Here is a 26,489-nt window from a genome sequence, read left to right as displayed (position 1 = left end):
CCAATCGACATTCAGCCTGCCGCCGTCCTGCCGGGGCGGTGCGCAGCGGAACGCTGATTGAGGATGGGTTCATCACAACGGGCACGACGCGGTCACGGCGAACACGGCGCGTTCCGATGGCGTCGTGACCGCTGTGAATCCGCCGTGATCGCCGTGATGAACCCGGACGCCGCATCAAGGCCCTCTGACGCGGGAAGAGCGGCCTGACCGCAGTAAGCTGAATGTCGATTGAACCTAGCCACCCGGAGCCTTCGGATCGGCGGTCAGAAGGATATCTATTTCACGCAGCCTGCCGATCAGGCCGCCAGTCGTGGCTGCGATCAACATGGCATAGCCAGCCAGGTAAACCCACCAAGCGTTCGCCCCCTCCAGCAAGAGACCAAGACCGCCCACCACTATCCCTAAGGCTTGAGCAAGCACGACCGGGACCATCCATCCCGTGAGTGCGGAAAGGGCCTTTCTCTGCTGCGGCGACGCTTGCGCGCGTTGGGCGCGGGCCCAGGTCAGAAGCGCTGGAAACCTGCTTCGCAGTCCGACGGCCACACCGGCGGCCGCCAAGACTGTTGATAGGATCAAAAGTCCGAGCCCTCCCATGCCGGGCGGCGGCGAGGGGGCAAGCCGACCGTAAAAAACGCTAGCCAGAAGCATCAGGGCGAGTGTGCCCCAAGTCGCCGCCCGCCGTAGAGCCCCTCTATCCATGCTGCATTGGTAGCATGAGGCGCAATCAAGGCTAGGGCCTGGATCACACATTTCCGGGCCACCCCGGATCACGCCGCGTTGAAGCGGGCGGGTTGAGCTTTCGGTGTGCGCCGAGCCGTCAGACGGCGGGGAAAGGGCGACGGCCTGAAGCGGCGGCCTCGGCCACGTAGTGTCGGTGCATCTGGGCCAGTCGCCCGTATGTACGCAGGAGGATCAGAGCCAGCACGAGCGCCGAGAAAACCGGCCAGTAGGGCAGGAGCGGCATGCCCAGGCGGCGTGAGATTTCGCCCATCGGATCGTCGTGCATGATCATGATCATGAGGAGGACGAACAGGAACAGGTCCAGCGCCAAGAGGGCGTGGGACAAGGGGCCGGGCAGGGGCGCGCCCCCGACTGCGATCGCCGATTGAACGGACCGGGGCAGGGCGTCAATCGGCGGATTGTCGGTGACGCAAAGGGTTTCGCTGAGCGGTACAAGATTGGTGTCTTCGGACACCTGCATGCGCTGTAGGGCAGGGAGTCGGCGACGGCGGGCGCGCCTCTGGCGCCGCTCGATAAGCCCTAGCCCGTAAGAGGCGGCGAGACCCCCGAATGTAAGCAAGAGCATGACCGCAGACGCCAACTGGGTCCACGGACCCGCGTAGTGTCTGCTCAGGGCCCACAAGATGAGGGGTGCAAACGGCGCCCATGTCCAGACGAGCTTCAGCAGCCAGGAGCGCTGCAAGCCGCCCATCAATTTCAAGGTCGTATCGGTCACTTTCCAAGCTTAAACCTAAAGATGGGCTTCTGCGTCTCAGACCCTTCAGTCTTCCGCTGCGGAGGCTTCGATATTGGCCTGGAGGGCCTGCATTTCGGCGGTGATCGCTTCCATTTCCGCCGTGCATTCGTCGGAGGAGATGGTGGCGGCGCGCGGGGACGCCTTGCCCTTGTCATAGGCCGCCAGGAGGAACTCGGAGGCCGCCTTCTTTTCCGGATCGGTCTCATTGGCCAGGGCGGCGCGGACCTGCTCGGCGACGCCCGGCGGGAACTGGCGTTCGCACGTGCCCAGGGTTTCGAACATGCGCGTCATGCCGGCGAAGACCTGATTGACCTGTTTCGCCTGTTCGGGCGGCAGGCCGGAGGTGTCGGGCGGCGTCTGAAGCGCCAGGGCGCCGGCGAAGGCGAGAACGAGACTGAACATGGGTGAAGCTCCTCCGTCACGCGGAGTAGCACGCTTTTCGAGGGACGGCAGTCGTCCATCACAGGTTTCGGGCCACGCCCGGATCACGCGGCGCCGAAGACGGGCGCCTTCACACCGGAGACATCATGAAAGAGACCAAACAGGCTTCGGGCCATCCCGAGGCGCACGGCGCCGTGCGCGAGATGATGGCGGCGTTCGAGGCGTTCAAAGGGGCGAACGACGCCCGGCTGGGCGAGATCGAGAAGAAGGCGGCGGCCGATGTGCTGCTGGAGGAGAAGGTCGCGCGGATCGACCAGGCGGTGGCGGCGGCCCAGGCGCGGTTGGACCGGGTGATGAGCCAGAACCGGCGTCCGGCCATCGGCGGCGAGCCGGTGGAGCCTGCGTCGGCGCCCGAGGCGAAGGCGGCGTGGGACGGCTATCTGAAGACGGGCCACTCGCCTCAACTGGCCGGCGCCCTGGAGGTCAAGGCGGGGCTGTCTGCGGTGCCGACCTCGGGCGGCTATGTCGCGCCCTATGAGACCGAACGGGCCATCGAGCGGCGGCTGATGGCGGCCTCGCCGATGCGCGAGATCGCGACGGTCAGGACGGTGGCGGCGGGCGTGTTCCGAAAGCCGGTCTCGACGGCGGGCGTGGCCTGCGGCTGGGTGGCGGAGACGGCGGCGCGGCCCGAGACCGATCCGGCGACCCTGGCCCTGCTGGAATTCCCCTCGGCGGATCTGTACGCCAATCCGGCGGCGACCCAGGCCCTGCTGGACGACGCCATGGTCGATCTGGACGAATGGCTGGCGGCCGAGGTCGAGGACGCCTTTGCGGCCCAGGAGACCCAGGCCTTTGTGGCCGGCGACGGGGTGAACAAGCCCAAGGGCTTTCTGGCCTATCCGACGGCGGCGGACGCGGGTCAGGTCTGGGGCCAGATCGGTTATGTGGCCTCGGGCGCCGCAGGCGGGTTCGCGGCCGACAGTCCGACCGACCGGCTGATCGACCTGATCTATGCGCCCAAGGCCCAGTATAGGCCGAACGGCCGGTTCGTGATGAACCGGAAGACGGTCTCGGCGGTGCGCAAGTTCAAGGACGCGGACGGCAACTATATTTGGCAGCCGGCGACGCGGCTGGGCGAGACGGCCAGCCTGCTGGGCTATCCGGTCACCGAGATCGAGACCATGCCGGATGTGGCGGCCAACAGTCTGTCGATCGCCTTCGGGGACTTCCAGCGGGGCTATCTGATCGTGGATCGGGCGGGGGTGCGGGTGTTGCGCGACCCTTATTCGGCCAAGCCTTATGTCCTGTTCTACACGACCAAGCGGGTCGGCGGCGGGGTGCAGAACTTCGACGCGATCAAGGTGATGCGGTTCGCGGCGACGTAGTTGCGGCGTGACGAGCGGTCAGTGGCGAGTGGCGAGTGGTCGCTCGCCGCTGACGTATGAAACGGCGTTTGGGCTGAGTAGGGGTGGCCGTCTCGCCGCTCGCCACTCGTCACTCGCCACTTCCGAGCAAGGCGAGGTGAGACATGGCGCAGCCGGTGACGGTGGCGGAGGCGAAGCTGTTTTTGAGGGTCGAGCATGAGGCCGAGGACGGCCTGATCCAGACCCTGATTGGGGCGGCCCAGGCGCGGGTGGAGGCGGAGGTGGGGCTGAGCCTGACCTCGACCGCGCCGGCGGGGCTGAGGCTGGCGATCCTGATGCTGGTGCTGCGGGCCTATGAGCGGGGCGAGGCGGCGGCGGATCTGTCGATCGACGAATGGACCGCCCCCTATCGCACGGTGCGGCTGTGAGGGTTCTGGCGAGCCTGTTCCGGCCGGTGGAGGCCGAGACCCCCTATGGCGGGCGCAGCGTGGGTTTCGAACCCGTCGGCTCGGCCTGGCTGACCTGCGGGACGCGGCGGCGGATCGAACGGGGCGAGGGCGATCAGAGGCGCACGGTCGAGCGGCTGAGCGCCGAGGCGCGGGCCGACGCGCGGCTGGCGGTCGGGCGGGTGCTGCGGTTCGGCGGGGCCGACTGGGACGTCGTCGGCCTTGATCCTCTGCGGCCGGGGCGGCTGCGGCTGGAGCTGGAGCGGGTGCGATGAAGGATCATGAGAGCGCCCTGCAAAAGGCGGTGGTCGCGGCCCTGAAGGCGGATGCGGCGGTGTCGGCCCTGATCGGCGGGCGGGTGTTCGACCGGCCGCCGGAGGGGGCGGCCTGCCCCTATCTGGCGCTGGGCCGATGCGAGAGCCGGCCGCTGACGGCGGACGGGGGCGGGGTGGAGCAGAGGCTGACCCTGACCGGGGTGTCGCGCTTCCTCGGCGCGGAAGAGGCCAAGGCGATGGCGGCGGCGGTGCGGGCCTGTCTGCACGAAGCGGTGCTGGAGGCGGACGGGGTGCGGACCGCGACCCTGAGGGCGACCTTCGCCGACGTGTTCGGGGCGAGCGACGGGCGGCGGACCTATGCGGTGGTGCGGCTGAGGGCGGTGACCGAGGAAGTGGCGAGTGGTTAGTGGCGAGTGGCGAGCTGGATCGGGCGGGCGGAAGCAGCGGGGGGAGCCGTTGCGACGACCTTCCTCGCCACTCGTCACTCGCCACACGCCGCTCAGGAGCAAAGCGAGGACAAGATGACCGCACAGGCGGGCAAGGACATGCTGCTGAAGATCGAGGGGGCGCCGGGCGTCTTCACGACGGTGGCGGGGTTGAGGGCGCGGACGATTTCGCTGAACGCGCGCACGGTGGACGCCACCGACGGCGACAGCGCCGGACGGTGGCGCGAGCTGCTGGCCGGGGCCGGGGTCAAGTCGGCGGCGGTGTCCGGGCAGGGGATCTTCCGCGATGCGGCCTCGGACGCCCTGGTGCGGGAAGCCTTCTTCGATCAGGCGGCGAAGCGGTGGCGGCTGGTGGTGCCGGACTTCGGCGTGCTGGAGGGGCCGTTCCTGGTGGCGGCCCTGGAATACGCCGGGACGCATGAGGGGGAGGCGACCTTTGCGCTCAGCCTGGCCAGCGCGGGGGCGGTCGGGTTTTCGGCGGCGTGAGGCGCGCGCGTTAGTGCTAGTGCTAGTGCTAGTGAGCGGGCTTCGCCGGTGAGCGGAGAACGGCGGGGCGGCTGAGTAGGCGCTCGCTAGGTTCAATCGACATTCAGCTTACTGCGGTCAGGCCGCTCTTCCCGCGTCAGAGGGCCTTGATGCGGCGACCGGGTTCATCACAGCGATCACGGCGGATTCACAGCGGTCACGACGCCGTCGGAACGCGCCGTGTCCGCCGTGACCTCGTCGTGCACGTTGTGATGAACCCATCCTCAATCGGCGTTCCGCCGCCGGACGTTTTCCCTTCCGCTGACGCCGGAAGGAAGACGGACACTCAATGGAATAGGGTCCTCAACGCCCGAGGCGCTTCTCCTGGGTCGGCGGCTGCGCGCCGCCCGGCAGGACGGCGGCAGGCCAATGTCGATTGGCCCTAGCACTGGCCCTGGCCCTGGCCCTTTTCACTTCAGATCGGGATGGACGATGAACCAGGCGCGGGGCGAGGCGGCGGTGATGCTGGGCGGGGTGCGGCGCAGGGTCTGTCTGACCCTGGGGGCCCTGGCCGAGATCGAGACCGGGTTGGGCGTCGAGGGTCTGGCGGCGGCGGCCGAGCGGATGAAGACCCTGTCGGCGCGGGATCTGATGGTGGTCCTGGCGGCGGTGCTGCGCGGCGGGGGCGAGGCCCGGCCGGAGGTCGAGGCGGTCGATCCGCGCGAGGCGGCGCGGGCCGTGGCGGCGGCCTTTGAGGCGTCCTCCGGTCAAGCCGGAAGATGACGGGCGCGACGCCCTGGGGCGAGATGATGCGGGCGGCGATGCGGATGGGGATTGCGCCCGAGGCCTTCTGGCGGCTGTCGCTGAAGGAATGGCGGATGCTGACCGAGGCGCCGCGCGGGACGGCGCCGATGGGCCGGGCGGGCCTGGCGAAACTGATGGAGGACTGGCCCGATGGCGGATGAGTTCGGACGGGACGGGATCGACGACCTACCGCTGAAGGCGGCCGAGGCGGGGGCGGCGCTGGAGGCGCTGAAGGGACCGGCCGAGGAGGCGGCCAACGCGATAGAGGCGGCCTTCGGCCGGGCGGGCGAGAGCCTGAGCCGGTCGCTGGCGCGGGCGGCGGCGGACGGAGAGGTGTCTCTGTCGGAACTGGCCCAGGCCGTGCTGAAGGCGGTGAATGCGGCGGCCGGGTCCGGCGGATCGGGAAGCGGTCTGAGCGCGGCCATCCAGGCGGCGGCGTCCAGTTTCGGCGGGGCCAATTTCGGCGGTGCCAGGGCCGACGGCGGGCCGGTGCTGGGGGGCGGCGCCTATCTGGTCGGAGAACGGGGGCCGGAGGTGTTTCGCCCGAGCGTCGGCGGCGACATCGGGCCGACGACGGGCGGGGCTGTGACCGTCCATCTGGCGGTGGACGGCGGGGCCGAGGCCCTGCTGCGATCCGAGGCCCAGATCGCCCAGATGCTGGCGCGGGCGGTCAGCCTGGGGGCGCGGGGGAGGTAGGCTTTTTTGAGTGGCGAGCGGCGAGGGGCGAGTGGCGAGTGACGAGCGGCGATGCGGATGCGGCCTGTCTCGCCACTGACCGCTCGCCACTCGTCACTGTCTTGCTATTCCCCCTTGGGGTTGGGGCCGAAGCGGTTGTCGCCCTTGTCGCCCTCGACCAGGCCGATCCACAGCAGGAAGGCCAAGGGGACCAGGGCCGCCAGCACGAAGGCGCCGACGCCCGGGCCCATCATGGCGAAGAAGGCGGCGGGATTGTCCTCGTAATAGTCGGGGCCCATGCCGCCGGCGATGGCGGCGCCCATGACCATGACGAAGCCGATGGTCATGAAGACGATCGCGGCGCCCCAGGGAATGGCGGCCAGCCAGCCGGTCTTGCCCATGTCGTGCAGGCGTTTCACCGTGATGGCCAGGTTCGGCCAGATCAGGGCGAGAGAGATCAGGCCGCCGATGATCGGCAGCCAGCCGGCGACGACGCCGACGCCCAGCAGGATCAGCCAGCCGATCCAGAAATGGCTGCGGCGGATGCGGCCCTCGAAGGACAGGAACAGTTTCTGCCAGTCGAAACCGGCGACGGTGGTGTCGGTCGAACTGGCGTAGCCGCCGGCGACGCCGACGGTGGAGGGGCCGCCCGCCAGGATCAGGATCTGGGTCGCCTCGCCATCCTCGGGCACGAAATCGACGCGGACGCCGGGGGCGGGGACGGCGGGGGACTGCAGGCCGGCGGCGCTGAAGCCGTAGCGGACGCCGTCGTCGCCGCTGATCAGGCCGGCGCCGGCCGTGGTGTCATAGCTGAGGATTTCGCCGCGCAAGTCTTCGCTCCCGTCTCGAGACGGCCCCCTCGGCCGTCGTTAGCCGAGCATGGACGAGCGGCGCCGTTCGGACAAGTGAAACAGGGGACAGGTTCGAATGAGCTTTCATGAGGTGCGCCTGCCCGCGCGGCTGGCGTTCGGCTCGACCGGCGGGGTGGAGCGGCGGACGGAGATCGCGACCCTGGCGTCCGGGTTCGAGCGGCGGTCCACGCCCTGGGCGCTGGGGCGCAGGCGCTATCTGATCGGGGCGAACCTGAGATCGCTGGACGACATGGCCGCCCTGATCGCCTTCTTCGAGGCGCGGCGGGGGCGGCTGTACGGGTTCCGGTTCAAGGACTTCGCCGATTTCAAATCGTGCGCGCCCAGCGGGACGGTTTCGGCCGGGGATCAGGTTCTGGGCCTGGGCGACGGGGCGCGGACGGTGTTTCCGCTGATCAAGACCTACGGCGACGTCGAACGGCCGATCCGGAAGCCGGTCGAAGGGTCGGTCAGGGTGGCGGTCGGGGGCGTGGAGACCCAGGGCCTTTCCGTCGATTGGACGACGGGGGTCGTGACCCTGGCGTCCGCGCCGGCGGCGGGGGTGACGGTGACGGCGGGCTTTCAATTCGACACGCCGGTGCGGTTCGACACCGACCGGATCGAGACGACCCTGGAGAGTTTTGAGGCCGGGCGGATGGCGGCGGTCCCGCTGATCGAGGTGCGGGTCTGAAGAGAGTGGCGAGTGGTCAGTGGCGAGTGGCGAGGCGGTTCGGAATGCGGGAGCGCCGAGACTTACTCGCCACTCGCCACTCTCCACCGACCACTGAGCGAAGGCGAAGATGAGACACATACCGGACGATCTGGCCGCCCGCATCGAAAGCGGGGCGGCGCGGCTTTGCCATGTCTGGCTGGTGCGGCGCGTCGACGGGACGCGGGCGGGCTTCACCGACCATGACCGGGATCTGACGCTGGACGGGGTGGTCTGTCGGGCGGCGAGCGGCTGGACGGCGGGGGCGGCGGAGAGTGCGGTCGGACTGGCGGCGGGGACGGCCTCGGCCTCGGGCGTGCTGGACGATGCGGCGATCCGCGAGGCCGATGTGGCGGCGGGCCGGCTGGACGGAGCGGCGGTCGAGCTGTGGCGCCTGGACTGGTCCGAGCTGGACTTGAGGGTGCGGCTGTGGTCGGGGACGATCACGCGGCTGAGGCGGCAGGACGGGGCCTTCGTCGCCGATCTGGAAGGGCCGTTGGCGAAGCTGGAGCGGGTGGTCGGGCGGACCTATGGCCGGCTGTGCGACGCGCGGCTGGGGGACGAGCGGTGCGGCGTGGCGGCGGTCGCCGGCCGGACCTGCGACAAGCGGTGGGGGACCTGCGTCGGGACGTTTGGGAATGGGGTGAATTTTCGGGGCTTTCCGGACGTGCCGGGGGATGACTTCCTGACGGCCTGGCCGGCGCAGGGCGGCCGCCATGACGGCGGGAGCCGGCGGTGAGGGGCAAGGCGATCGCCGCCGCCGCCCGGGCCTGGCTGGGGACGCCGTATCGGCATCAGGCCAGTGTGAAGGGCGTGGGGGCGGACTGTCTGGGTCTGGTGCGCGGGCTGTGGCGCGAGGTGGCGGGGGCGGAGCCGGAAGGCGTTCCGCCCTATTCGCCGGACTGGGCCGAGGCGGGCGGGCGCGAGCTGTTGCGGGAGGCGCTGGAGCGGTGGCTGATGCCGGTTTCGGTCGAGGCCATGCGGGCAGGGGATGTGCTGCTGTTTTGCATGTCGCCGGGCGTGGCGGCCAAACACTGCGCCGTGCTGAGCGCGGTCGAGGGGCCGGAGCCGAAGATGATCCACGCCTATTGGGGACGGGCGGTGGTGGAGAGCTGGATGGGGGTCTGGTGGCGGCGGCGGCTGGTCGCGGCGTTTCGATTTCCCGAGGAGGCGTAGATGGCGCAAGTCGTACTGAGCGCGGTGGGGCAGTCGGTCGGCGGGCCGGTCGGTCGGGTGATCGGGGCGACGATCGGGCGGGTGATCGACGATCGGGTGATCGGCTCCCTGTCGCCGGCGCGACAGCTGGGGCCGAGGCTGGACGGGCTGAAGATCCAGGGGACGGCCGAAGGGGCGCCGATGGCCTGCGTCTTCGGTCGGGCGCGGGTGGCGGGACAGGTGATCTGGGCCGCGCGGTTCCTGGAAGGCAAGGTCAAGGGACGGGCGGGCAAGGGCGGGCCCAGGACGGTCGACTACGCCTATTCGCTGAGTTTCGCCGTGGCCCTGTGCGAAGGCGAGATCGACGGGATCGGCCGGGTCTGGGCCGACGGACGGCTGATGGAGCTGAACGGCGTGGCGATGCGGGTGCATCGCGGCGGGGAGGACCAGAGGCCGGACCCGCTGATCGAGGCGGTGGAGCAGGATGCGCCGGCCTATCGCGGCGTGGCCTATGTGGTGTTCGAGGACCTGCCGTTGGGGCCGTTCGGGGACCGGGTTCCGCAGCTGAGTTTCGAGGTGTTCCGGCGGCCGCGCGGGGCGGGGCCGCGGCTAGAGGACCGGCTGGAGGGGGTGTGTCTGATCCCCGGCGCGGGGGAGTTCGCCCTGGCGACCGAGGCGGTGGTGCGGCGCGAGGGGCTGACGCGGACGACGGCGGAGAACGTCCATAACGGCGAGGGGCGGGCCGACCTGATCGTGTCGCTGGATCAGCTTCAGGCCCAGCTGCCGAATCTGAAACGGGTCAGCCTGGTGGTCGGCTGGTTCGGGGATGATCTGAGGGCCGGTCACTGTCGGGTGCGGCCGGGGGTGGAGCGGCGCGACAAGCCGACCGAGCCGATGATCTGGTCGGTGGCGGGGGTGGCGAGGCATGAGGCCTATGAGGTCAGTCGGGCCCCCTCCGTCGGCTCCGCCGACACCTCCCCCAGCGGGGGAGGATCTGCGCCGGCCTATGGCGGGACGCCGTCGGATGAGAGCGTGCGCCAGGCGATCCGAGAGTTGAAGAGCCGGGGGCTGGAGGTGACGCTGTATCCCTTCGTCTTCATGGACTGTCCCGGCTATCCGTGGCGAGGGCGGGTGGCCGGGACGGACGGGGCGGGGGCGGCCGCCGAGATCGCGGCCCTGTTCGGCGGGCCGGAGGATTGGGGCCTGCGGCGGATGGCGCTGCACTACGCTGGAATCGCGGCCGAGGAAGGGGCGGACGGCCTCTTGATCGGATCGGAGATGCGGGGCGTGACCTGGACGCGCGATGCGGCGGGCGGCTTTCCGGCGGTGGAGCAGTTCCGCACCCTGGCGGCCGAGTGCCGGGCGGTGGTCGGGCCGGGGGTGAAGCTGTCCTACGCCGCCGACTGGAGCGAATATTTCGGACGGCAGGCGGGCGGGGACGTGCGGTTTCACCTCGACCCCCTGTGGGCCGATCCGAACATCGACCATGTGTCGATCGACTGGTACCCGCCCCTGACCGACTGGCGTGACGGGGACGGGGGGCTGGATGCGGCCCGGTTCGACGGGGCGGCGGACCCGGCCTATCTGGCGGCGGGCGTGGCGGGCGGCGAGGGGTTCGAATGGTATTACGCCAGCGCGTCCGACCGGGCGGCCCAGGTGCGGACGCCCATCTCGGACGGGGCGCACGGAGAGGACTGGCTGTTCAGGCCCAAGGATCTGAAGGGCTGGTGGTCGAACCTGCACTACGACCGGCCGGGCGGGGTGCGGGCGGCGACGCCGACGGCCTGGCGGCCGGGGATGAAGCCGGTGCGGCTGACCGAGTTCGGCTGTGCGGCGGTGGACCGGGGCGGCAATGCGCCCAATCTGTTTCAAGACCCCAAGAGCGGCGAGAGCGCCCTGCCGCCCTTTTCCACCGGGGCGCGCGACGACGCGGTGCAGCGGGCGGCGCTGGAGGCGGTGCTGGGCCATTTCGCGGCGCCTGAGAACAATCCGGTCTCCCCCGTCTACGGCGGGCCGATGCTGGCCGGGGCGGACGCCTGGTGCTGGGACGCCCGGCCCTATCCGGCCTTTCCGGCGCGGGCGGAGGTCTGGGCCGACGCCGGGGCGTGGCGGGCGGGTCACTGGCTGAACGGGCGGCTGGCGGGCGACGGCGCCGATCTGGTCGCCGCCGTCCTGGCGCGCGGCGGCCTGGCGGCGGATGAACGGATCATCGAGGGGGTGGAGGGGGCGGCCGGCGGCTATGTGATCGACCGACCGATGCGGACGCGCGACGCCCTGGAGCCGCTGCTGGCCGCCTTCGACGCCGTGGCGGCCGAGCGGGACGGGCGGGTCGCCGTCCTGGGACGGACGGCGAGCAGGACGGTGTTGAGCCGCGACGGCCTGGCCCTGCCCAGGGCAGGCGGGGCCGAGACGGCGACGCGACGGCTGGAGGCCCGACTCGGCGCGGCGCGGGTGCGTTTCGTCGATGAGACGGCGGACTATCAGACGGGGGCGGTGACTGCGCGAGCCGAGGACGGGCGGGCCGAGGACGGGCGGGCCGCGACCGGCGGCGGCGTCGATCTGGACCTGCCCCTGGTCTGCGGCGACGGCCTGGCGCGAGCAATGGCGGAGCGAGCGCTGGAGGCGGAGCAGGCCGAGACGGTCGTCCTGACCCTGGGGCCGCTGGAGGCCCTGGCGGCCGAGCCTGGGGACGTGGTGCGGCTGGAGGGCCGCGACGGCGACTGGCGGGTGGCGCGCGTCGCGGCGGAGGAGACGCCGGCGATCACTCTGGAGCCGGTCGGCGCGCGAAGACTCTATGAGGATCAGGGGGGAGGAAGGGGCGGCGAGGGTCCGGCGACGACCGGGGCGCCCTTTCTGGCCCTGCTGGATCTGCCGCCGTTGATAGGGAGCGAGGACGACGCACGGCCGGTGGCGGCGGCGGCGGTGGAGCCGTGGCGGCCGATGCGGCTGCACGCCGGGCCGTCGGCCGGCGCCTTGACCGCGCGCGCCGATCTGGACGCGCCGACGCCGGTGGGAGTGCTGGTCGAGCCCTTGCGGCCAGGGGCGACCGGGCGCTGGGATATGGTCAACACCCTGGTGGTGCGGGTCGAGGGGGCGGCGCCGCAGAGCGCGGCGGAGACGACGGTGCTGGGCGGCGCGAACACCCTGGCGATCCAGACGACGGGGGGCTGGGAGGTGGCGCAATACCGTTCCGCGACCTTGATCGCCCCGGACGTCTGGCGGCTGAGCGGCCTGTTGCGCGGTCAGCAGGGGACGGAGGCAGAGATGCGGGCGGGCGCCGCAGCCGGGGCGGTGGTGGTGTTCCTGGAGCCGCGCGCGGCGCGGGCGGAGATCGGGCGCGCCGAACGGGGCCTGCCCCTGGTCTGTCGCGTCGGGCCGGCGGGGGCGGCGCCGGGCGGGGCGGGGTTCCGCGAGGCGGGATTCACCCTGCGGGGGCTTTACGACCGGCCGTGGTCGCCGGCGGGGCTGACGGTCCGGGCCTCGGCCGAGGGCCGGCGGATCAGTTGGACGCCGCGCGTGCGGCTGTACGGCGACCGCTGGGACGGCGAGCCGACGCCGGTCGATCCGATGCGTTTTCGCGTCCGGGTGACGAACGGGGGCGCAGTGGTGCGGACGATGGAGGTCGATGGGGCGACGGCCCTTTACGCCACAGCGGACGCGGCGGCGGACTTTCCCGGCGGCCCGCCGCCGACGGCGCGGATCGCCGTGGCCCAGTGGGGGGAGGGGTTCGGCTGGGGCGCCGAGGCGGAAATCGGCTTAGAGCCTGATGGTTTCGGACGGAACCGCGCGGCGGTTCCGACAGAAGCGTGAATCAGGCTCTCGCTCTAATCTGGAGCCTGATTCACCGTTTCAGCGGAACCGCGAAGCGGTTCCTCCTCAACGGATCAGGCTCTGGCCTGAGCAAATATCCGGGTCCGGCCCTTTGCGGGGGCGGGGGCATGGCTTAACTGACGGCCTCTCAGGTGTTTTCAGTTGGAGCGGCAACGGACGTGGCAGGCGACCCCTATAAGGAACTGGGCGTTTCAAAGGGCGCGAGCGCGGACGAGATCAAGAAGGCGTTCCGCAAGCTGGCCAAGGAACTGCACCCCGACAAGAACCCCGGCGACGTCAAGACCGAGGAACGGTTCAAACGGGTGACGGCGGCCTTCGACCTGTTGGGCGATCCGGAAAAGCGGGCCAAGTATGACGCGGGCCAGTTGGACGCCGACGGCAATGAACAGTATCGCGGCTTCGGCGGGGGCGGACGGCCGGGCGGCAATCCCTTCGGCCAGGGCGGCTTTTCCGGCGGCGGCGGACCGGGCGGTCGGGCCGACTTCGAAGGCATCGACCTGGACGATCTGTTCGGCATGTTCGGAGGCGCGGGCCGCCAGCGGGGTCCGCGCGACTTCACCGCGCGCGGTCAGGACGTGCGCGCCAGCCTGAACATCAGCCTGGAGGACGCCATTTCGGGGGCGACCCGGCGAATCCAGTTCTCCGACGGCCGAACCCTGGACGTGACCATTCCCAAGGGGGCGTCGGACGGCCAGACCATCCGCCTGCGCGGCCAGGGCGCGCCGGGGCGGGGCGCCGAGAACGGCGACGCCCTGATCGAGCTGAAGATCGAGCCGCACCCGATCTATAAGCGCGACGGGGCGGACCTGACGATGGATCTGCCGGTCTCGGTGCCCGATGCGGTTCTGGGGGCCAAGGTGCGGGCGCCGACGCCGGAAGGGGAGGTGCAGGTGACGATCGCGCCGGGCTCCAACTCGGGCAAGCTGTTGCGGCTGAAGGGACGGGGCGCCTTCGCCCAGGGACGGCGCGGCGATCTGTTGGCCCGCATCGTCGTGACCCTGCCCGAGACGCCGGATGCGGCCCTGATCAAGTTCGCCGAAGATTGGCGGGCCAAGCGGCCCTATACGCCGGGGCGTTGAGCGGCGCTGGAGCCGAGTGACGCGCGGTCGCGCAAGGAGATGAGACCATGATCGCAAAGCCTGATGTCAAACCGGCGCGGCCGTGGTTCTCGGCCGGACCGACGGCGAAACGGCCGGGCTACAGCCTGGGCGGCCTGCCGCAGGATCTGTTGGGCCGGGGCATCCGCGCGCCCGAGGTGGTGGAGCGGTTCGCTCACGGGCTGAGACTGACGCGGGCGGTGCTGGAAGTGCCGGACAGCCATGTGCTGCTCTATACGCCGGGATCGGACACCGGGGCGGTCGAGGCGGTCCTGTGGGGCATGCTGGGGCAGCGGCCGGTGCAGGTGGTCGCCTTCGAGAATTTCGGCCTGACCTGGTTGGCGGACGTGCGCGATCATCTGGGGTTGGAGCCCGAGGCCCTGACGGCGCCCTGGGGCGAGCTGCCGGACCTGAGCCGGGCCGACTGGTCCAAGGACGTGGTCTTCCCTTGGAACGGCACGACCTCGGGCGTGCGCGTGCCGGACGCCGACTGGATCGCCGACGATCGCGAGGGGCTGGCGATCTGCGACGCCACCTCGGCCGCCTTCGCCATGCCCCTGCCGTTCGACAAGCTGGATGTGGTGACCTTCAGCTTCCAGAAGGCGCTGGGCGGCGAGGCGGGGATCGGGGTGATGGTTTTGTCGCCGCGAGCGGTGGCGCGGCTGGATTCCTATCGACCTGAACGACCCGTCCCGAAACTGCTGCGCCTGACCGACGGCAAGGGGTTCGATCGCGCCCTGGCCGACGGGGTGGCGATCAACACCTTCTCTGTTTTGACCATCGAGGACTGGATCGACGCCTTGGAATGGGCGCAAGGGATCGGGGGTTTGAGCGAACTGATCCGGCGCACCGACGCCAACTTCGCCGCCCTGGCCGACTGGGTGGAGCGGACCGACTGGATCGCCTTCCTGCCCGAGAGGCCCGAGATCCGCTCGACCACCTCAGTCTGTCTGAAGTTCGTCGATCCCCGCGTGACCGGCCTGGACGAGGCGGGGCAGAAGGGCTTCGTCAAACGCTTCAAGGCCCTGCTGGAAGGCGAGGGCGCCGTGTTCGATATGGAGCCCCACAGGAACGCGCCGCCGGGCCTTCGGCTGTGGTGCGGCTGCACCGTCGAGACGGCCGATGTAGTGGCGGCGACGCCGTGGCTCGAATGGGCGTTCGAGACGGCGGTGGGGGAACTGTCGTAAAATACGACGGATCGGGACGACACCGGACGATTCCCCCGCTATAGGCTGCGCCCGCATTCAGACCGTCGCAATGCTGCGGCGCCTGCTGGTTTTGATGCGTTCTCCGACGAGGACGCGAGGCGGAGTACGGACTTTGGCGAACGTGGCGGTGGTCGGCGCCCAGTGGGGCGACGAGGGCAAGGGCAAGATCGTGGACTGGCTGTCCAACCGCGCCGACATGGTGGTGCGGTTCCAGGGCGGGCACAATGCGGGCCATACGCTGGTCGTGGACGGCAAGGTCTATAAGCTGGCGTTGCTGCCCTCGGGCGTGGTGCAGGGCAAGCCGTCGATCATCGGCAACGGGGTGGTGGTCGATCCCTGGCACCTGGTCGGCGAGATCGAGAAGATCGCAGCCCAGGGCGTTGCAATCAGCCCCGACATCCTGACCATCGCCGACAACGCCTGTCTGATCCTGCCCATCCATCCGGCCTTGGACGTGGCGCGCGAGGCGGCGGCCAGCGCGCCCGGGGCCAAGATCGGCACGACCGGGCGGGGCATCGGCCCTGCCTACGAGGACAAGGTGGGGCGACGGGCCATTCGGGTCTGCGACCTAGCCAACGCCGACGACCTGAAGGTCAAGATCGACCGGCTGCGCTCGCACCACGATCCGCTGCGCGCCGGTCTGGGCCTGGAGCCGATCGATCCGGAGGCGCTGTTGGCCCAACTGCTGGAGATCGCGCCCAAGATCCTGCCCTATGTGAAGCCGGCCTGGCGGGTGCTGGACCAGGCGCAGAAGGCGGGCAAGCGGGTGCTGTTCGAAGGGGCCCAGGGCGCGTTTCTGGACGTGGATCACGGCACCTATCCCTATGTGACCAGCTCCAACACGGTGGCGGGGCAGGCGGCGGCGGGGTCGGGCATCGGGCCTCGGGGCGTCGGCTATGTGCTGGGCATCGTCAAGGCCTATACGACCCGGGTCGGCGAAGGGCCCTTCGCCTGCGAACTGGACGACGCGGTCGGCCGGCATTTGGCGACGGTCGGCCGCGAGGTCGGGGTCAACACCGGACGGGCGCGGCGTTGCGGCTGGTTCGACGCCGTGCTGGTGCGCCAGTCGGTGGCGATCAACGGCATCGACGGCATCGCCCTGACCAAGCTGGACGTGCTGGACGGATTGAAGACGCTGAAGATCTGCGTCGGCTATCGCGTCAACGGCGAGGTGCTGGACTATCTGCCGTCCAGCCTGAAGGATCAGGCGGCCGCAGAGCCGGTGTTCGAGGAGCTGGAAGGCTGGAGCGAGAGCACCGGAGGCGTGCGCAGCTTCAAGGACATCAACGCCAACGCCATCAAATATGTGCGTCGGATCGAGGAGCTGATCGGGGCGCCGGTGGCCCTGCTGTCGACCAGCCCCGAGCGGGACGACACCATATTGATGCGCGATCCCTTCCAGGGCTGAGCAATTCAGCGAGTCTTAACGGCGGTCAGATAGGGTCGAGGAGTCAAACGGAGCCGACCCCTTGTTCACTGCGGACGCAAAGACCCTGAGCCGCATCGAGCCCACGGTGCGGCGCGTCGCCATCATCGAACCCAACGCCGCCTCTGCGCGTCTGATGTCGGACCTGATCAAGGGGTTGGGCGCGCGGGAAATCTATGTGGAGAGCGACGAGGAGCGGGCGGTGGAGCTGCTGCGCGACGTCGAGCCCGGCGTGATCTTCACCGAATACGCCGGCCCGACCCTGAGCGGGGAGCGGCTGGCGCGGCGGGTGCGGCGCTCCTCCATGGTCTGTCGCATGGCGCCGATCATCATGGTCACGAACGAGGCGACGGCGGCGGCCATCAAGGGGGCGCGCGACGCGGGCGTGCACGAGTTTCTGAGAAAACCCTATACGACCGGCGATCTGTTCAAACGGGTGGAGAACGTCGCCCTGAAGCCCCGCCCCTGGATCGAGGCGGTCGGCTATGTCGGGCCGGATCGTCGGCGCTTCAACTCGGGCGAATACGCCGGAGCGCCCAAGCGCCGCACCGATGCGTCGGCCAAGGGCGGGCTGGACATAAAGGATCAGGCGATGCGGATCCTCGTTGCGGCCATGGCCCAGTTCGACCAGGACCCGGCCCAGGCCACCCGCGCCATCCGCCAGCAGGCGCAGACGCTGAAGGCGGTGGCGATCAAGAGCGGCGACGCCCGGTTGGCGATCGCGGCGGGCGGGCTGGAGGCATTCATGGACGGCGGCGGCGTGACCAAGGCCGGTCTGGCCCAGCCGGTCGGGGCCATACTGGCCCTGACCCAGACGCCGGCGTCGAACGCGCCGGTCGCCCGGGCGTCCTGATACCCGAGGAAATCAGGCGTCGACCAGATTGCGCTCTTCGGCGGCGGCGCGCATGGCCTTCTGCAGCTTTTCGAAGGCGCGGACCTCGATCTGACGCACCCGCTCGCGCGAGACGCCGTAATGGCCGGCGAGTTCCTCCAGGGTGACGGGGTCGTCCTTGAGGCGGCGCTCTGTGAGGATGTGTTTTTCCCGATCCGTCAGCTCCTCCATGGCCTCCTGAAGCAGGCTCATGCGGATGCCCTTTTCCTCGTCGTCGGCCAGCTGGGTCTCCTGGGAGACGGCGGTGTCGTCGGCCAGCCAGTCTTGCCATTCGCTCTCGCCGTCGGCGCGCAGCGGGGCGTTCAGCGAGGCGTCGCCGCCGAGGCGACGGTTCATGTCGGTGACTTCCTGTTCCGACACGCCCAGTTTGGTGGCGATGGCCGACAGGTGTTCGGGGCGCAGATCGCCTTCCTCGAAGGCCGAGATCTGGCTCTTGGCCTTGCGCAGGTTGAAGAACAGCTTCTTCTGCGCCGCTGTGGTCCCCATCTTCACCAGGGACCAGCTGCGCAGGATGTATTCCTGGATCGAGGCCCTGATCCACCACATGGCGTAGGTCGCCAGGCGGAAGCCCTTGTCCGGATCGAACTTCTTGACGGCCTGCATCAGGCCGACGTTGCCCTCGGAGATCACCTCGCCGATCGGCAGGCCGTAGCCGCGATAGCCCATGGCGATCTTGGCGACCAGGCGCAGGTGGGAGGTGACGAGACGGTGGGCGGCTTCCGGATCCTGATGCTCGGACCAACGCTTGGCGAGCATGAACTCCTCGTCCTTGGTCAGCATCGGAAACTTGCGGATTTCCGTCAGATAACGCGACAGGCCCTGTTCAGGCGACATCACCGCGAGCGTGCTATTGGCAGCCATATGGTCCCTCCGACCGTCTAGAACGAGCGGGCGCTTCGCCGTCGGCCACGGCATGTGCGCCGACGCCTCACCCCTCAACCGGTGAAGTAGCGATGGGTTGCCGCCATTGTTAGGGGCGGATCGTCACACGAAAGCGTGACCGTGACCCCGGCGCCACTCACGCCGACCGGCTCAATATAGAACTTAGTCAGTTGCTATTCAAGACGCGCATCGGGGACGAGGCGCCTAGGGGGCGGTCAGATCCCCAGTATGCCGCGATAGGTCGGATGCACCGCCTCAGCGTGTTCGGGGTGTTTCTGAAGATAGGCGGAGAAGAAGGGGCAGACCGGCAGGATCAAGAGGCCCCGCGCCTGGGCGTCGGCCAGGACGTGACGGGCCAGGCGGCTGGCGATCCCCTGGCCTTCCAGCCGTTCGGGCACCAGGGTCTCGGTGATCATCAGATTGGGCGGCGACAGATTGTAGGTGACGACGGCCGTCTCTCCGTCGACCGGCAATTCGTAGCGGTTGAGCGCGGTATTGTCGTGGATATCGGGGTCCATCAGCGGCCTCACAGGGTGGAGAGCAGGATTTCCAGGGCCGCCATGTCGGCGGGCGGGTCGGTTTCGAAACGCAGGGGCGCGCCGGTGATCGGATGGACGAAGCCCAGGACGGCGGCATGCAGGGCCTGGCGCGTCAGCCCGACCTCGGCGAGGGCGGCGCGGACCGGGGGGGCGGGGCTGCCGGAGCCATAGACCGGATCGCCCAGGATGGGCGCGCCCTTGGACGACAGATGAACCCGGATCTGGTGTGTGCGGCCGGTTTGCAGGGTGCAGGCGACACGCGCCGCCAGGGGCGCGCCGCCGGCGCGGGCCGGTTCGCCGAAGGTCCGCTGGACCCGATAGTCGGTGATCGCCTCGCGCCCGCCCGTCTTCAGCACGGCCATCTTCTTGCGGTCGGCGGTCGAGCGGCCGATGCGCGTCTCGATCCGGCCCTGGAGCGGGGTCGGCGCGCCGCGGGTCAGGGCGATATAGGTGCGTTCGATGTCGTGGGTCGCGAACAGGGCCGACAGGCCCTGGTGGGCGCGGTCGCTCTTGGCCGCGACCATGACGCCCGAGGTGTCCTTGTCCAGCCGGTGGACGATGCCCGGTCGGGCGACGCCCCCGATGCCGGACAGGCTGTCGCCGCAACGGGCCAGCAGCGCATTGACCAGGGTGCCGTCGGGCGTGCCCGGCGCCGGATGGGCGGCCATTCCGGCGGGTTTGTCGATGACGATCAGGTCCGCATCCTCATAGAGGACCGCAAGCGGCAGGGCCTGGGGCTGGGGCGCGGCGGGGGCGACGGGCGGCAGATCGACCCGGTAGAGGCCCGGCTGGGCCTTGGCCGAGCCGCCGGTCAGGACGACCCCGTCACGGCGCACCGCCCCCTCGGCCAGCAGGGCCTGGAGACGCGCGCGCGACAGGTCGGGAAAGACCTCGGCCAGGGCCTTGTCCAGCCGGACGCCGGACAGGTCGATACGGGCCTCCAGGGTCTCGGCGGCCGGCGCCGGGTCTTCGTCGTCGATCAGTTCGGGGTCGGACACCCTCTATCCGTAAAGCATCGGAAGATCGGCTGCCAGCGAGGGCGCTTGCGTCGGGCCTGATCTGAAGTGAATAGTGGCGCTTGGGGGCGTGGGGAACTGTGATGAAGACCTTGATGATCGCGAGCGGCGCCGCCGCCGCCGCCGCCGCCGTTCTGCTGGGCAGTTGCTCGACCATGAGCCAGGAAGAGTGTCTGGCCGGCGCCTGGGGCGACAAGGGTTACGCCGATGGGGCGGCGGGCTATCCGATGAGCCGGCTGGGCGCCCATGCCCAGGCCTGCGCCAAATATCAGGTCGCGCCCGATCCGGCGACCTACAGCCGAGCACGCGAAGACGGGCTGCGCGGCTATTGCACCTTCCAGCGCGGCTGGATCGAGGGGCGGGCGGGCAACACCTATTACGGCGTCTGTCGGCCCGAGGAGGAGGCGGCCTTTCTGCCGGCCTATAACGACGGGCGTCGGCTGCATGAGGCGGCAGCGGCGGTGGAGGCGGCCGAGAGCGCGCTGAGAAGCGCCGAGGCGCGGATCGACGACCGCGAGGACAAGCTGGACGCCAAACAGCGCGAACTGCGTCAGGACGGCTTGACCGACGAGGAGAAGGAGCGGATCCGCAACCGAATCGAAGAGGTGCGGGGCGAAATCCGCGACGCTCGCCGCAACGCCCGCGACGCCAGGGACGAGCTGGACCGGGCGCGCTGGCAAGAGGACCGGGTGCGGTTCGAACTGAGCGGCCGCTACCCGGTCTGATCAGGGAGGGGCGGTCGTCAGGCCGCCTTGACCGCCGCATTGCGGAAGGACGGGTCAAGCTCGCCCGAGGCGTAGCGTTTGGCCATGTGGGCGGTGGACAAGGGGCGGATGCGCGAGGCCTGGCCCTCGCAGCCGAACTGCTGATAGCGCTCCTTGCAGAGCTTCTTCATCGCCTCCTTGGCGGGCTTCAGATAGGCGCGCGGGTCGAACTCGCCCGGCTTTTCGGCCAGGACCTTGCGGATGGCGCCGGTGATGGCCATCCGGTTGTCGGTGTCGATGTTCACCTTGCGCACCCCGTGGCGGATGCCGCGCTGAATCTCTTCGATCGGCACGCCCCAGGTCTGGGGCATTTCGCCGCCGTACTGGTTGATGATGTCCTGAAGCTCCTGCGGCACGGAGGACGAGCCGTGCATGACCAGGTGGGTGTTGGGCAGGCGGCGGTGGATCTCTTCGATGACGTTCATCGCCAGGATGTCGCCGTCCGGCTTCTTGGTGAACTTATAGGCGCCGTGGCTGGTGCCCATGGCGATGGCCAGGGCATCGACCTTGGTGGCGGCGACGAATTCGACGGCCTGATCCGGGTCGGTCAGGAGCTGGGAATGGTCCAGCTTGCCCTCGAAGCCATGGCCGTCCTCGGCCTCGCCCATGCCGGTCTCCAGCGAGCCCAGCACGCCCAGTTCGCCCTCGACCGAGACGCCGCAGGCGTGGGCCATTTCGGTGACGCGGCGCGTGACCTCGACATTGTATTCATAGGAGGCGGGGGTCTTGGCGTCCTCTTCCAGCGAGCCGTCCATCATCACCGAGGTGAAGCCGTACTGGATGGCGGTGGCGCAGGTCGCCGGGCCGTTGCCGTGGTCCTGGTGCATGCAGACCGGGATGTCGGGATAGAGTTCCGCCAGGGCGTCGATCAGCTTGGCCAGGACGATGTCGTTGGCGTAGTTCCGGGCGCCGCGCGAGGCCTGGATGATCACGGGCGCATTGACCTCATGGGCCGCCTCCATGATCGCGAGGCCCTGCTCCATGTTGTTGATATTATAGGCGGGAAGGCCGTAGCCGTTCTCCGCCGCGTGGTCGAGCAGCTGTCGCAGCGTGATGCGCGCCATGATGAAGTCTCCTGAGCCGAAAGTCTTTTTTGATTGGGCGCGAGACTAGCGGGCGGCGCGCTCAAAGTCACGCCGTGTTACAGTTGTTTCCGCTGCGTCAGGGCTCAGGCGCGCAGGGCCTCGACCCCCGGCAGGGGCTTGCCCTCCATCCATTCCAGGAAGGCGCCGCCGGCGGTGGAGACGAAGGTCATGTCGTCCGACACCCCCGCGTGATTCAGGGCCGAGACCGTGTCGCCGCCGCCGCCGACGGCGGTCAGGACGCTGGCCTTGGCCAGGGCCGCCGCATGACGGGCGACCGTCACGGTGGCGGCGTCGAAGGGCGGCACCTCGAACACGCCCAGAGGGCCGTTCCAGATCAGGGTCTTGGAGGCCGTCAGGGCCTCCAGCAGACGCGCGACCGTGGCCGGGCCGGCGTCCAGGATCTTGTCGTCGGCCGACAGGGCGGCGCCGGCGGCGACCGGGCGAGCGGCGGCGCCCGGCTTGACCTCGGTCGCCACCACGAAATCGACCGGCAGCAGCAGTTTGCAGCCCCGCGCCTCGGCCTCGGCCATGATTTCGCGGGCCGTGTCGGCCATGTCGCGCTCGGCCAGGGAGCCGCCGATGTCGATGCCCTGGGCGTACAGGAAGGTGTTGGCCATGCCGCCGCCGATGGCCAGGCGGTCCAGCTTGCCGACCAGGTTTTTCAAGAGGTCCAGCTTGGTCGAGACCTTGGCGCCGCCGACGATGCCGATGACGGGCTTTTGCGGATTGCCGAGCGCCGCGTCCAGGGCGTCCAGTTCGCGGCGCATGGATTCGCCGGCGTAGGCGGGCAGGTGGTGGGCGATCCCTTCGGTCGAGGCGTGGGCGCGGTGCGCCGCCGAGAAGGCGTCGTTGACATAGAGATCGCCCAGATCCGCCAGCTTCCGGGCGAAGACCGGATCATTGGCCTCTTCCGCCGCATGGAAGCGGACGTTCTCCAACAGGACCACGCCGCCGGCGTCCAGGTCGCGGATGGCGTCCACGGCGTCCGGGCCGATGCAGTCGTCGGCGAAGCGGACGGGGGCGCCGAGCAGGGTCTCCAGATCATCTACGACCGGCTTCAGGCTCATCGACGGGACGCGCTGGCCCTTGGGACGGTCGAAGTGAGCCAGAAGCGCGACCTTGGCGCCGGCGTCGCGCAGACGCTGGATCGTCGGCAGGGCGACCCGCAGACGGGTGTCGTCCGTGACCTTGCCGCCCTCCATAGGGACGTTGAAGTCCACGCGGACCAGGGCCGTCTTGCCGGCGAGATCCTTGGCGTCGTCGAGGGTGCGGAAGGTCATGGCTTCGATCTCTCATGATCCTTCTCCCACGGGGAGAAGGTGGCTCGCGGAGCGAGACGGATGAGGGACAGCCGGTGGGCCAATTCGCACACCTTGCCCCTCACCCTTTCGCGCCAGAACGGCGGCTGCGCCGCCGTGCGCTCAAGCCCTCTCCCGCTGGGAGAGGGAGGCGGGGGTTTAAAGGAACTTCGCCATCACCAGGGCGGTGTCGCTCATGCGGGTCGCGAAGCCCCATTCGTTGTCGTACCAGCTCAGCACGCGGGCCAGCTTGCCGTCGACCACCTGGGTCTGGGGCAGGGCGGCGGTGGAGGAGGCGGCGATGTGGTTCAGGTCGCTGGAGACCAGCGGATCGGTCGTGGTGAACAGCACGCCCTTCATCGGGCCGTCGGCGGCGGCCTGAAGCGCGGCGTTGATCTCTTCCACCGTGACTTCGCGGCCGGCGACGACCTTCAGGTCCACGACCGAGACGTTCGGGGTCGGGACACGGATCGACGAGCCGTCCAGCTTGCCCTTCAGTTCCGGCAGAACAAGGCCGAGCGCCTTGGCGGCGCCGGTCGAGGTCGGGATCATCGACAGGGCGGCGGCGCGGGCGCGGTACAGATCCTTGTGCATCGTATCCAGCGTCGGCTGGTCGCCGGTGTAGGAGTGGATGGTGGTCATATAGCCGCGCTCGATGCCGAACAGGTCGTTCAGCACCTTGGCGACCGGAGCCAGGGCGTTGGTGGTGCACGAGCCGTTGGACACCACGATGTCGTCGGCGGTCAGGGTCTCGTGGTTGACCTTGAAGACGATGGTCTTGTCGGCGCCGTCGGCGGGGGCGGAGACCAGGACGCGCTTGGCGCCGGCCTTCAGGTGGGCGCTGGCCTTGTCCTTCGACGTGAAGATGCCGGTGCACTCCAGCGCGATGTCCACCTTAAGCTCGGCGTGGGGCAGGTTGGCGGGGTCGCGCTCGGCCGTGACCTTGATCTTGCCCGTGCCGACGTCGATCCAGTCCTCGCCCGAGGTCACCGTGCCGGGGAAGCGGCCGTGCACCGAATCATAGCGGAACAGGTGGGCGTTGGTCTCGACCGGACCCAGATCATTGATCGCCACCACCTCGATGTCCGTGCGGCCATGCTCGATGATCGAGCGAAGGACGAGACGGCCGATGCGGCCGAAACCATTGATGGCGACGCGAACGGTCATGGGGGGCTCCTCTGAACGATTATGTTGTTGGCGGTCTCAATGGAACTGTCGCGGCCCGGTTTCAACCCCGCGCGGGGCCTGCGGCCCTAACAAGCGGTTAGGAACCGTTACGGCCGGCGGAGAGACTTGCGGATGCAAGGTAAGAAACACCTCCGTGGCGGTCGTCGCCGGCCTTTTGCGCAAAATTTTTGCGACAGGGGTTGTGCGGCTCCGGCCCATATGGTTTCTTGGCGTCAGAACAGGGAGCCGCCCGTGGCTGTGATGACGCGCGACATGACGAAGGGACGCACCGCTGACGCGGTCGTGGCCGCTCGCGCGCCGATCGGCCTGGAAAGCCCCGTATTCCTCATTCTTCTCGTACTCCTCGGCCTGCTTACGCAAGCGGCGTGGATGCACGCGACCTGACCTAAACACACTCAGGATCGCCTCGCACCACCCCGCTCCCGAAAGGAAGCGGGGTCTTTCGTGCTTGGCGGTTCGAAACGAACCGGACCGATGACGCAAGATTCTACCTCAGAGCCCAGGAAGCCCAACGCGCGCAGCGCGGCGGTGACGGCCGGCCCGAACCGGGCGGCGGCCCGATCGTATCTGCGCGCCGCCGGCATGCAGGACGCCGATTTCGACAAGCCGATGATCGGCATCGTCAACACCTGGTCGACCGTCACCCCTTGCAACATGCACCTGGACCGTCTGGCCAAGGACGTGCGGGCCGGGATCATCGCGGCCGGCGGCTATCCGGTTGATTTCAACACCATCGTCGTCACCGACGGCATTTCGATGGGCACGGCGGGCATGAAGGCCTCGCTGATCAGCCGCGAGGTCGTCGCCGACTCGATCGAACTGGCGATCGAGGGGCACCAGCTGGACGGCGTGGTCTGCATCGTCGGCTGCGACAAGACGATCCCGGCGGCGGCCATGGCCCTGGCTCGGATGGATATCCCCGGCCTGGTCTATTACGGCGGCACCATCATGCCGGGCGTGATCGGCTCGAAGGAGGTCTCGGTCCAGGAGGTGTTCGAGGCCATCGGCGCCCATTCGGCCGGCGCCCTGGACGACGAAGGGCTGAAGGCGGTCGAACAGGCCGTCTGCCCCGGCGCCGGCGCCTGCGGCGGCCAGTTCACGGCCAACACCATGGCCATGGCCCTGTCGGTCATGGGCATCAGCCCCATGGGCGCCAATGACGTGCCGGCGGTCGATCCCGGCAAGGCGGCCGAGGGCGAGCGTTGCGGCCGGCTGATCGTCGAACGGGTCTTCGCCGGCGACACGGCCCGCAAATACATCACCCGCGCCAGCCTGAAGAACGCCGCCGTCGCCGTCTCGGCCTCGGGCGGATCGACCAACGCCGTCATGCACCTGACGGCCATCGCGGCGGAGGCGGGGGTCGCGTTCGGGGTCGAGGACTGCCACCAGGCCTGTGTCGAGGCGCCGGTGATCTGCGACCTGAAGCCGGGCGGTCGTTTCCTGGCCTCTCACCTGTTCGCCGCCGGCGGCACCCGCCTAGTCACGCAGCGCATGGCCGAAGCCGGCAAGATCGTGAATACGCCCACCGTCAGCGGCCGCAGCCTGTTCGCCGAGGCGGCCGAGGCCGAGGAGACGCCGGGCCAGGTCGTCGTGACCACCTTCGACGCCCCCGTTATGGACCGCGGCAGCTTCGCCGTCATCTATGGTGACGTCGCTCCGGAAGGCGCGGTCATCAAGCTGACGGGTCACAAGGTCGACAAGTTCGAAGGCCCGGCCTGCGTCTTCGACAGCGAGGAAGACGCCTTCCACGCTGTGCAAGACGGCTCGGTCGGCGAGGGCGACGTCATCATCATCCGCTACGAAGGCCCCAAGGGCGGCCCCGGCATGCGCGAAATGCTGCAGGTCACCGCCGCCCTGAAGGGCCGAAAGATCGACAATGTCGCCCTGCTGACCGACGGCCGCTTCTCGGGCGCCAGCTACGGCTTCGTCGCCGGGCATATCTCGCCGGAAGCCGCCGTCGGCGGCCCGATCGCCCTCATTCGCGATGGTGACCGCATCACCATCGACGTCACCAACCGCCGGATCGACGTGGACGTCGATCTGGCGACGCGCCGGGCGGGCTTCACGCCCCACGTGGTCCGCCCGGCGCGAGGCGTCTTCGCCAAATACCGCGCCTCCGTGGCCTCGGCCGCCCAGGGCGCGGTCACCATCCCCAACCCGCCGCCGGCGCAAATCCCGGCCTCTCACAAATCCGCTGCTGCTCAGGACGCCTGAATTC

At 69.5% G+C, this 26,489-nt stretch carries 28 protein-coding genes; 19 read left to right on the top strand and 9 right to left on the bottom strand.

Features of this window, described 5'->3' with window-relative positions; genetic code table 11:
* Positions 1–817: 817 nt before the first annotated feature.
* Complete coding sequence (locus tag AC1RKE_RS11430; protein WP_182714582.1) at positions 818–1,195, bottom strand: hypothetical protein; 378 nt, start codon at positions 1,193–1,195, stop codon at positions 818–820.
* A 306-nt stretch (positions 1,196–1,501) separates the two neighbouring features.
* The gene (locus tag AC1RKE_RS11425) at positions 1,502–1,879 is read right to left on the bottom strand and encodes a hypothetical protein (RefSeq protein ID WP_182714581.1); all 378 of its coding nucleotides are present in this window, start codon (positions 1,877–1,879) and stop codon (positions 1,502–1,504) included.
* Between the two features lie 125 nt (positions 1,880–2,004).
* Between AC1RKE_RS11425 and AC1RKE_RS11420 the strand changes: the two genes are divergently transcribed.
* The 8 genes from AC1RKE_RS11420 to AC1RKE_RS11385 all read left to right on the top strand — a co-directional run bounded on the left by AC1RKE_RS11420 (position 2,005) and on the right by AC1RKE_RS11385 (position 6,354).
* Positions 2,005–3,243, top strand: a complete 1,239-nt coding sequence (locus AC1RKE_RS11420; RefSeq protein WP_182714580.1) for a phage major capsid protein — start codon at positions 2,005–2,007, stop codon at positions 3,241–3,243.
* A gap of 143 nt (positions 3,244–3,386) precedes the next feature.
* A complete protein-coding gene (locus AC1RKE_RS11415) occupies positions 3,387–3,650 on the top strand; it encodes a head-tail connector protein (protein WP_152949631.1) in 264 nt (87 codons plus the stop codon).
* On the top strand, positions 3,647–3,943 hold the full coding sequence (locus AC1RKE_RS11410) for a phage head-tail adapter protein (protein ID WP_201464195.1): 297 nt from the start codon (positions 3,647–3,649) through the stop codon (positions 3,941–3,943). Before AC1RKE_RS11415 ends, AC1RKE_RS11410 begins: the two co-directional genes overlap by 4 nt.
* Complete coding sequence (locus AC1RKE_RS11405; protein ID WP_152949632.1) at positions 3,940–4,350, top strand: DUF3168 domain-containing protein; 411 nt, start codon at positions 3,940–3,942, stop codon at positions 4,348–4,350. Before AC1RKE_RS11410 ends, AC1RKE_RS11405 begins: the two co-directional genes overlap by 4 nt.
* A gap of 114 nt (positions 4,351–4,464) precedes the next feature.
* Entirely contained in the window at positions 4,465–4,875 is a 411-nt protein-coding gene (locus AC1RKE_RS11400) for a phage major tail protein, TP901-1 family (RefSeq protein WP_054764899.1), read from the top strand.
* A gap of 471 nt (positions 4,876–5,346) precedes the next feature.
* The gene (locus AC1RKE_RS11395) at positions 5,347–5,637 is read left to right on the top strand and encodes a GTA-gp10 family protein (RefSeq protein WP_054764900.1); all 291 of its coding nucleotides are present in this window, start codon (positions 5,347–5,349) and stop codon (positions 5,635–5,637) included.
* Positions 5,634–5,819, top strand: a complete 186-nt coding sequence (locus tag AC1RKE_RS11390) for a phage tail assembly chaperone (protein ID WP_224764448.1) — start codon at positions 5,634–5,636, stop codon at positions 5,817–5,819. The genes AC1RKE_RS11395 and AC1RKE_RS11390 overlap by 4 nt, the downstream gene beginning before the upstream one ends.
* Positions 5,809–6,354 (top strand): phage tail tape measure protein, encoded by a 546-nt coding sequence (locus AC1RKE_RS11385; protein WP_348685243.1) that lies wholly within the window; start codon positions 5,809–5,811, stop codon positions 6,352–6,354. The genes AC1RKE_RS11390 and AC1RKE_RS11385 overlap by 11 nt, the downstream gene beginning before the upstream one ends.
* A 104-nt stretch (positions 6,355–6,458) precedes the next feature.
* Here AC1RKE_RS11385 and AC1RKE_RS11380 read toward each other — a convergent pair whose 3' ends face one another.
* On the bottom strand, positions 6,459–7,163 hold the full coding sequence (locus tag AC1RKE_RS11380) for a DUF805 domain-containing protein (RefSeq protein ID WP_348685241.1): 705 nt from the start codon (positions 7,161–7,163) through the stop codon (positions 6,459–6,461).
* A gap of 97 nt (positions 7,164–7,260) precedes the next feature.
* On the opposite strand from AC1RKE_RS11380, the gene AC1RKE_RS11375 reads away from it, so the two are divergent.
* From AC1RKE_RS11375 to AC1RKE_RS11340, 8 genes are all read left to right on the top strand, one after another.
* On the top strand, positions 7,261–7,872 hold the full coding sequence (locus AC1RKE_RS11375; RefSeq protein WP_395942327.1) for a phage distal tail protein, Rcc01695 family: 612 nt from the start codon (positions 7,261–7,263) through the stop codon (positions 7,870–7,872).
* A 109-nt stretch (positions 7,873–7,981) separates the two neighbouring features.
* Entirely contained in the window at positions 7,982–8,629 is a 648-nt protein-coding gene (locus tag AC1RKE_RS11370) for a phage/gene transfer agent baseplate hub protein (RefSeq protein ID WP_395942328.1), read from the top strand.
* Positions 8,626–9,066: an NlpC/P60 family protein gene (locus AC1RKE_RS11365; protein WP_348685437.1), complete on the top strand. Its 441-nt coding sequence runs from the start codon at positions 8,626–8,628 to the stop codon at positions 9,064–9,066. The genes AC1RKE_RS11370 and AC1RKE_RS11365 overlap by 4 nt, the downstream gene beginning before the upstream one ends.
* Positions 9,067–12,855 (top strand): baseplate multidomain protein megatron, encoded by a 3,789-nt coding sequence (locus AC1RKE_RS11360; RefSeq protein ID WP_492897073.1) that lies wholly within the window; start codon positions 9,067–9,069, stop codon positions 12,853–12,855. It abuts the gene before it with no gap.
* A 179-nt stretch (positions 12,856–13,034) separates the two neighbouring features.
* Entirely contained in the window at positions 13,035–13,955 is a 921-nt protein-coding gene (locus AC1RKE_RS11355; protein ID WP_054764907.1) for a DnaJ C-terminal domain-containing protein, read from the top strand.
* A gap of 47 nt (positions 13,956–14,002) precedes the next feature.
* On the top strand, positions 14,003–15,160 hold the full coding sequence (locus AC1RKE_RS11350) for a phosphoserine transaminase (RefSeq protein WP_348684439.1): 1,158 nt from the start codon (positions 14,003–14,005) through the stop codon (positions 15,158–15,160).
* Positions 15,161–15,293: 133 nt separating this feature from the next.
* Complete coding sequence (locus AC1RKE_RS11345) at positions 15,294–16,589, top strand: adenylosuccinate synthase (protein ID WP_348684440.1); 1,296 nt, start codon at positions 15,294–15,296, stop codon at positions 16,587–16,589.
* A gap of 61 nt (positions 16,590–16,650) precedes the next feature.
* Complete coding sequence (locus tag AC1RKE_RS11340) at positions 16,651–17,460, top strand: response regulator (RefSeq protein WP_054764910.1); 810 nt, start codon at positions 16,651–16,653, stop codon at positions 17,458–17,460.
* Positions 17,461–17,472: 12 nt separating this feature from the next.
* On the opposite strand, the gene rpoH is transcribed toward AC1RKE_RS11340, so the two are convergent.
* The 3 genes from rpoH to AC1RKE_RS11325 all read right to left on the bottom strand — a co-directional run bounded on the left by rpoH (position 17,473) and on the right by AC1RKE_RS11325 (position 19,918).
* Positions 17,473–18,360, bottom strand: coding sequence for an RNA polymerase sigma factor RpoH (rpoH, locus tag AC1RKE_RS11335; RefSeq protein WP_082382620.1), 888 nt, complete (start codon positions 18,358–18,360; stop codon positions 17,473–17,475).
* A gap of 236 nt (positions 18,361–18,596) precedes the next feature.
* A complete protein-coding gene (locus tag AC1RKE_RS11330; protein WP_183216836.1) occupies positions 18,597–18,899 on the bottom strand; it encodes a GNAT family N-acetyltransferase in 303 nt (100 codons plus the stop codon).
* An 8-nt stretch (positions 18,900–18,907) separates the two neighbouring features.
* Positions 18,908–19,918, bottom strand: a complete 1,011-nt coding sequence (locus tag AC1RKE_RS11325; protein WP_395942192.1) for an RluA family pseudouridine synthase — start codon at positions 19,916–19,918, stop codon at positions 18,908–18,910.
* A 101-nt stretch (positions 19,919–20,019) separates the two neighbouring features.
* On the opposite strand from AC1RKE_RS11325, the gene AC1RKE_RS11320 reads away from it, so the two are divergent.
* Positions 20,020–20,661 (top strand): DUF2799 domain-containing protein, encoded by a 642-nt coding sequence (locus tag AC1RKE_RS11320; protein WP_348683521.1) that lies wholly within the window; start codon positions 20,020–20,022, stop codon positions 20,659–20,661.
* A gap of 17 nt (positions 20,662–20,678) precedes the next feature.
* On the opposite strand, the gene fba is transcribed toward AC1RKE_RS11320, so the two are convergent.
* From fba to gap, 3 genes are all read right to left on the bottom strand, one after another.
* A complete protein-coding gene (fba, locus tag AC1RKE_RS11315) occupies positions 20,679–21,764 on the bottom strand; it encodes a class II fructose-bisphosphate aldolase (RefSeq protein WP_054764913.1) in 1,086 nt (361 codons plus the stop codon).
* A 104-nt stretch (positions 21,765–21,868) separates the two neighbouring features.
* A complete protein-coding gene (locus tag AC1RKE_RS11310) occupies positions 21,869–23,065 on the bottom strand; it encodes a phosphoglycerate kinase (protein WP_333896825.1) in 1,197 nt (398 codons plus the stop codon).
* A gap of 177 nt (positions 23,066–23,242) precedes the next feature.
* The gene (gene gap / locus AC1RKE_RS11305; protein ID WP_054764915.1) at positions 23,243–24,250 is read right to left on the bottom strand and encodes a type I glyceraldehyde-3-phosphate dehydrogenase; all 1,008 of its coding nucleotides are present in this window, start codon (positions 24,248–24,250) and stop codon (positions 23,243–23,245) included.
* Between the two features lie 252 nt (positions 24,251–24,502).
* On the opposite strand from gap, the gene AC1RKE_RS11300 reads away from it, so the two are divergent.
* Together AC1RKE_RS11300 and ilvD are read left to right on the top strand one after the other, a co-directional pair.
* A complete protein-coding gene (locus tag AC1RKE_RS11300) occupies positions 24,503–24,655 on the top strand; it encodes a hypothetical protein (protein WP_348683522.1) in 153 nt (50 codons plus the stop codon).
* Between the two features lie 90 nt (positions 24,656–24,745).
* Complete coding sequence (ilvD, locus tag AC1RKE_RS11295) at positions 24,746–26,485, top strand: dihydroxy-acid dehydratase (protein WP_348683523.1); 1,740 nt, start codon at positions 24,746–24,748, stop codon at positions 26,483–26,485.
* The last annotated feature ends 4 nt before the right edge of the window (positions 26,486–26,489 follow it).

The organism is Brevundimonas sp. GW822-FHT03E11 (assembly GCF_058801445.1).
The sequence above is the reverse complement of the archived record's forward strand: the minus strand, read 5'-3'. Positions and strand labels throughout refer to the sequence as shown.

Bases quoted from the DNA above. Each gene is read 5' to 3' on its own strand.
- rpoH (WP_082382620.1), bottom strand. From the start codon at position 18,360: ATGGCTGCCAATAGCACGCTCGCGGTGATGTCGCCTGAACAGGGCCTG.
- AC1RKE_RS11405 (WP_152949632.1), top strand. From the start codon at position 3,940: ATGAAGGATCATGAGAGCGCCCTGCAAAAGGCGGTGGTCGCGGCCCTG.
- fba (WP_054764913.1), bottom strand. From the start codon at position 21,764: ATGGCGCGCATCACGCTGCGACAGCTGCTCGACCACGCGGCGGAGAAC.
- AC1RKE_RS11395 (WP_054764900.1), top strand. From the start codon at position 5,347: ATGAACCAGGCGCGGGGCGAGGCGGCGGTGATGCTGGGCGGGGTGCGG.
- AC1RKE_RS11310 (WP_333896825.1), bottom strand. From the start codon at position 23,065: ATGACCTTCCGCACCCTCGACGACGCCAAGGATCTCGCCGGCAAGACG.
- AC1RKE_RS11420 (WP_182714580.1), top strand. From the start codon at position 2,005: ATGAAAGAGACCAAACAGGCTTCGGGCCATCCCGAGGCGCACGGCGCC.
- AC1RKE_RS11375 (WP_395942327.1), top strand. From the start codon at position 7,261: ATGAGCTTTCATGAGGTGCGCCTGCCCGCGCGGCTGGCGTTCGGCTCG.
- AC1RKE_RS11415 (WP_152949631.1), top strand. From the start codon at position 3,387: ATGGCGCAGCCGGTGACGGTGGCGGAGGCGAAGCTGTTTTTGAGGGTC.
- ilvD (WP_348683523.1), top strand. From the start codon at position 24,746: ATGACGCAAGATTCTACCTCAGAGCCCAGGAAGCCCAACGCGCGCAGC.
- AC1RKE_RS11360 (WP_492897073.1), top strand. From the start codon at position 9,067: ATGGCGCAAGTCGTACTGAGCGCGGTGGGGCAGTCGGTCGGCGGGCCG.
- AC1RKE_RS11350 (WP_348684439.1), top strand. From the start codon at position 14,003: ATGATCGCAAAGCCTGATGTCAAACCGGCGCGGCCGTGGTTCTCGGCC.
- AC1RKE_RS11400 (WP_054764899.1), top strand. From the start codon at position 4,465: ATGACCGCACAGGCGGGCAAGGACATGCTGCTGAAGATCGAGGGGGCG.
- gap (WP_054764915.1), bottom strand. From the start codon at position 24,250: ATGACCGTTCGCGTCGCCATCAATGGTTTCGGCCGCATCGGCCGTCTC.
- AC1RKE_RS11320 (WP_348683521.1), top strand. From the start codon at position 20,020: ATGAAGACCTTGATGATCGCGAGCGGCGCCGCCGCCGCCGCCGCCGCC.
- AC1RKE_RS11390 (WP_224764448.1), top strand. From the start codon at position 5,634: ATGACGGGCGCGACGCCCTGGGGCGAGATGATGCGGGCGGCGATGCGG.
- AC1RKE_RS11425 (WP_182714581.1), bottom strand. From the start codon at position 1,879: ATGTTCAGTCTCGTTCTCGCCTTCGCCGGCGCCCTGGCGCTTCAGACG.
- AC1RKE_RS11385 (WP_348685243.1), top strand. From the start codon at position 5,809: ATGGCGGATGAGTTCGGACGGGACGGGATCGACGACCTACCGCTGAAG.
- AC1RKE_RS11370 (WP_395942328.1), top strand. From the start codon at position 7,982: ATGAGACACATACCGGACGATCTGGCCGCCCGCATCGAAAGCGGGGCG.
- AC1RKE_RS11330 (WP_183216836.1), bottom strand. From the start codon at position 18,899: ATGGACCCCGATATCCACGACAATACCGCGCTCAACCGCTACGAATTG.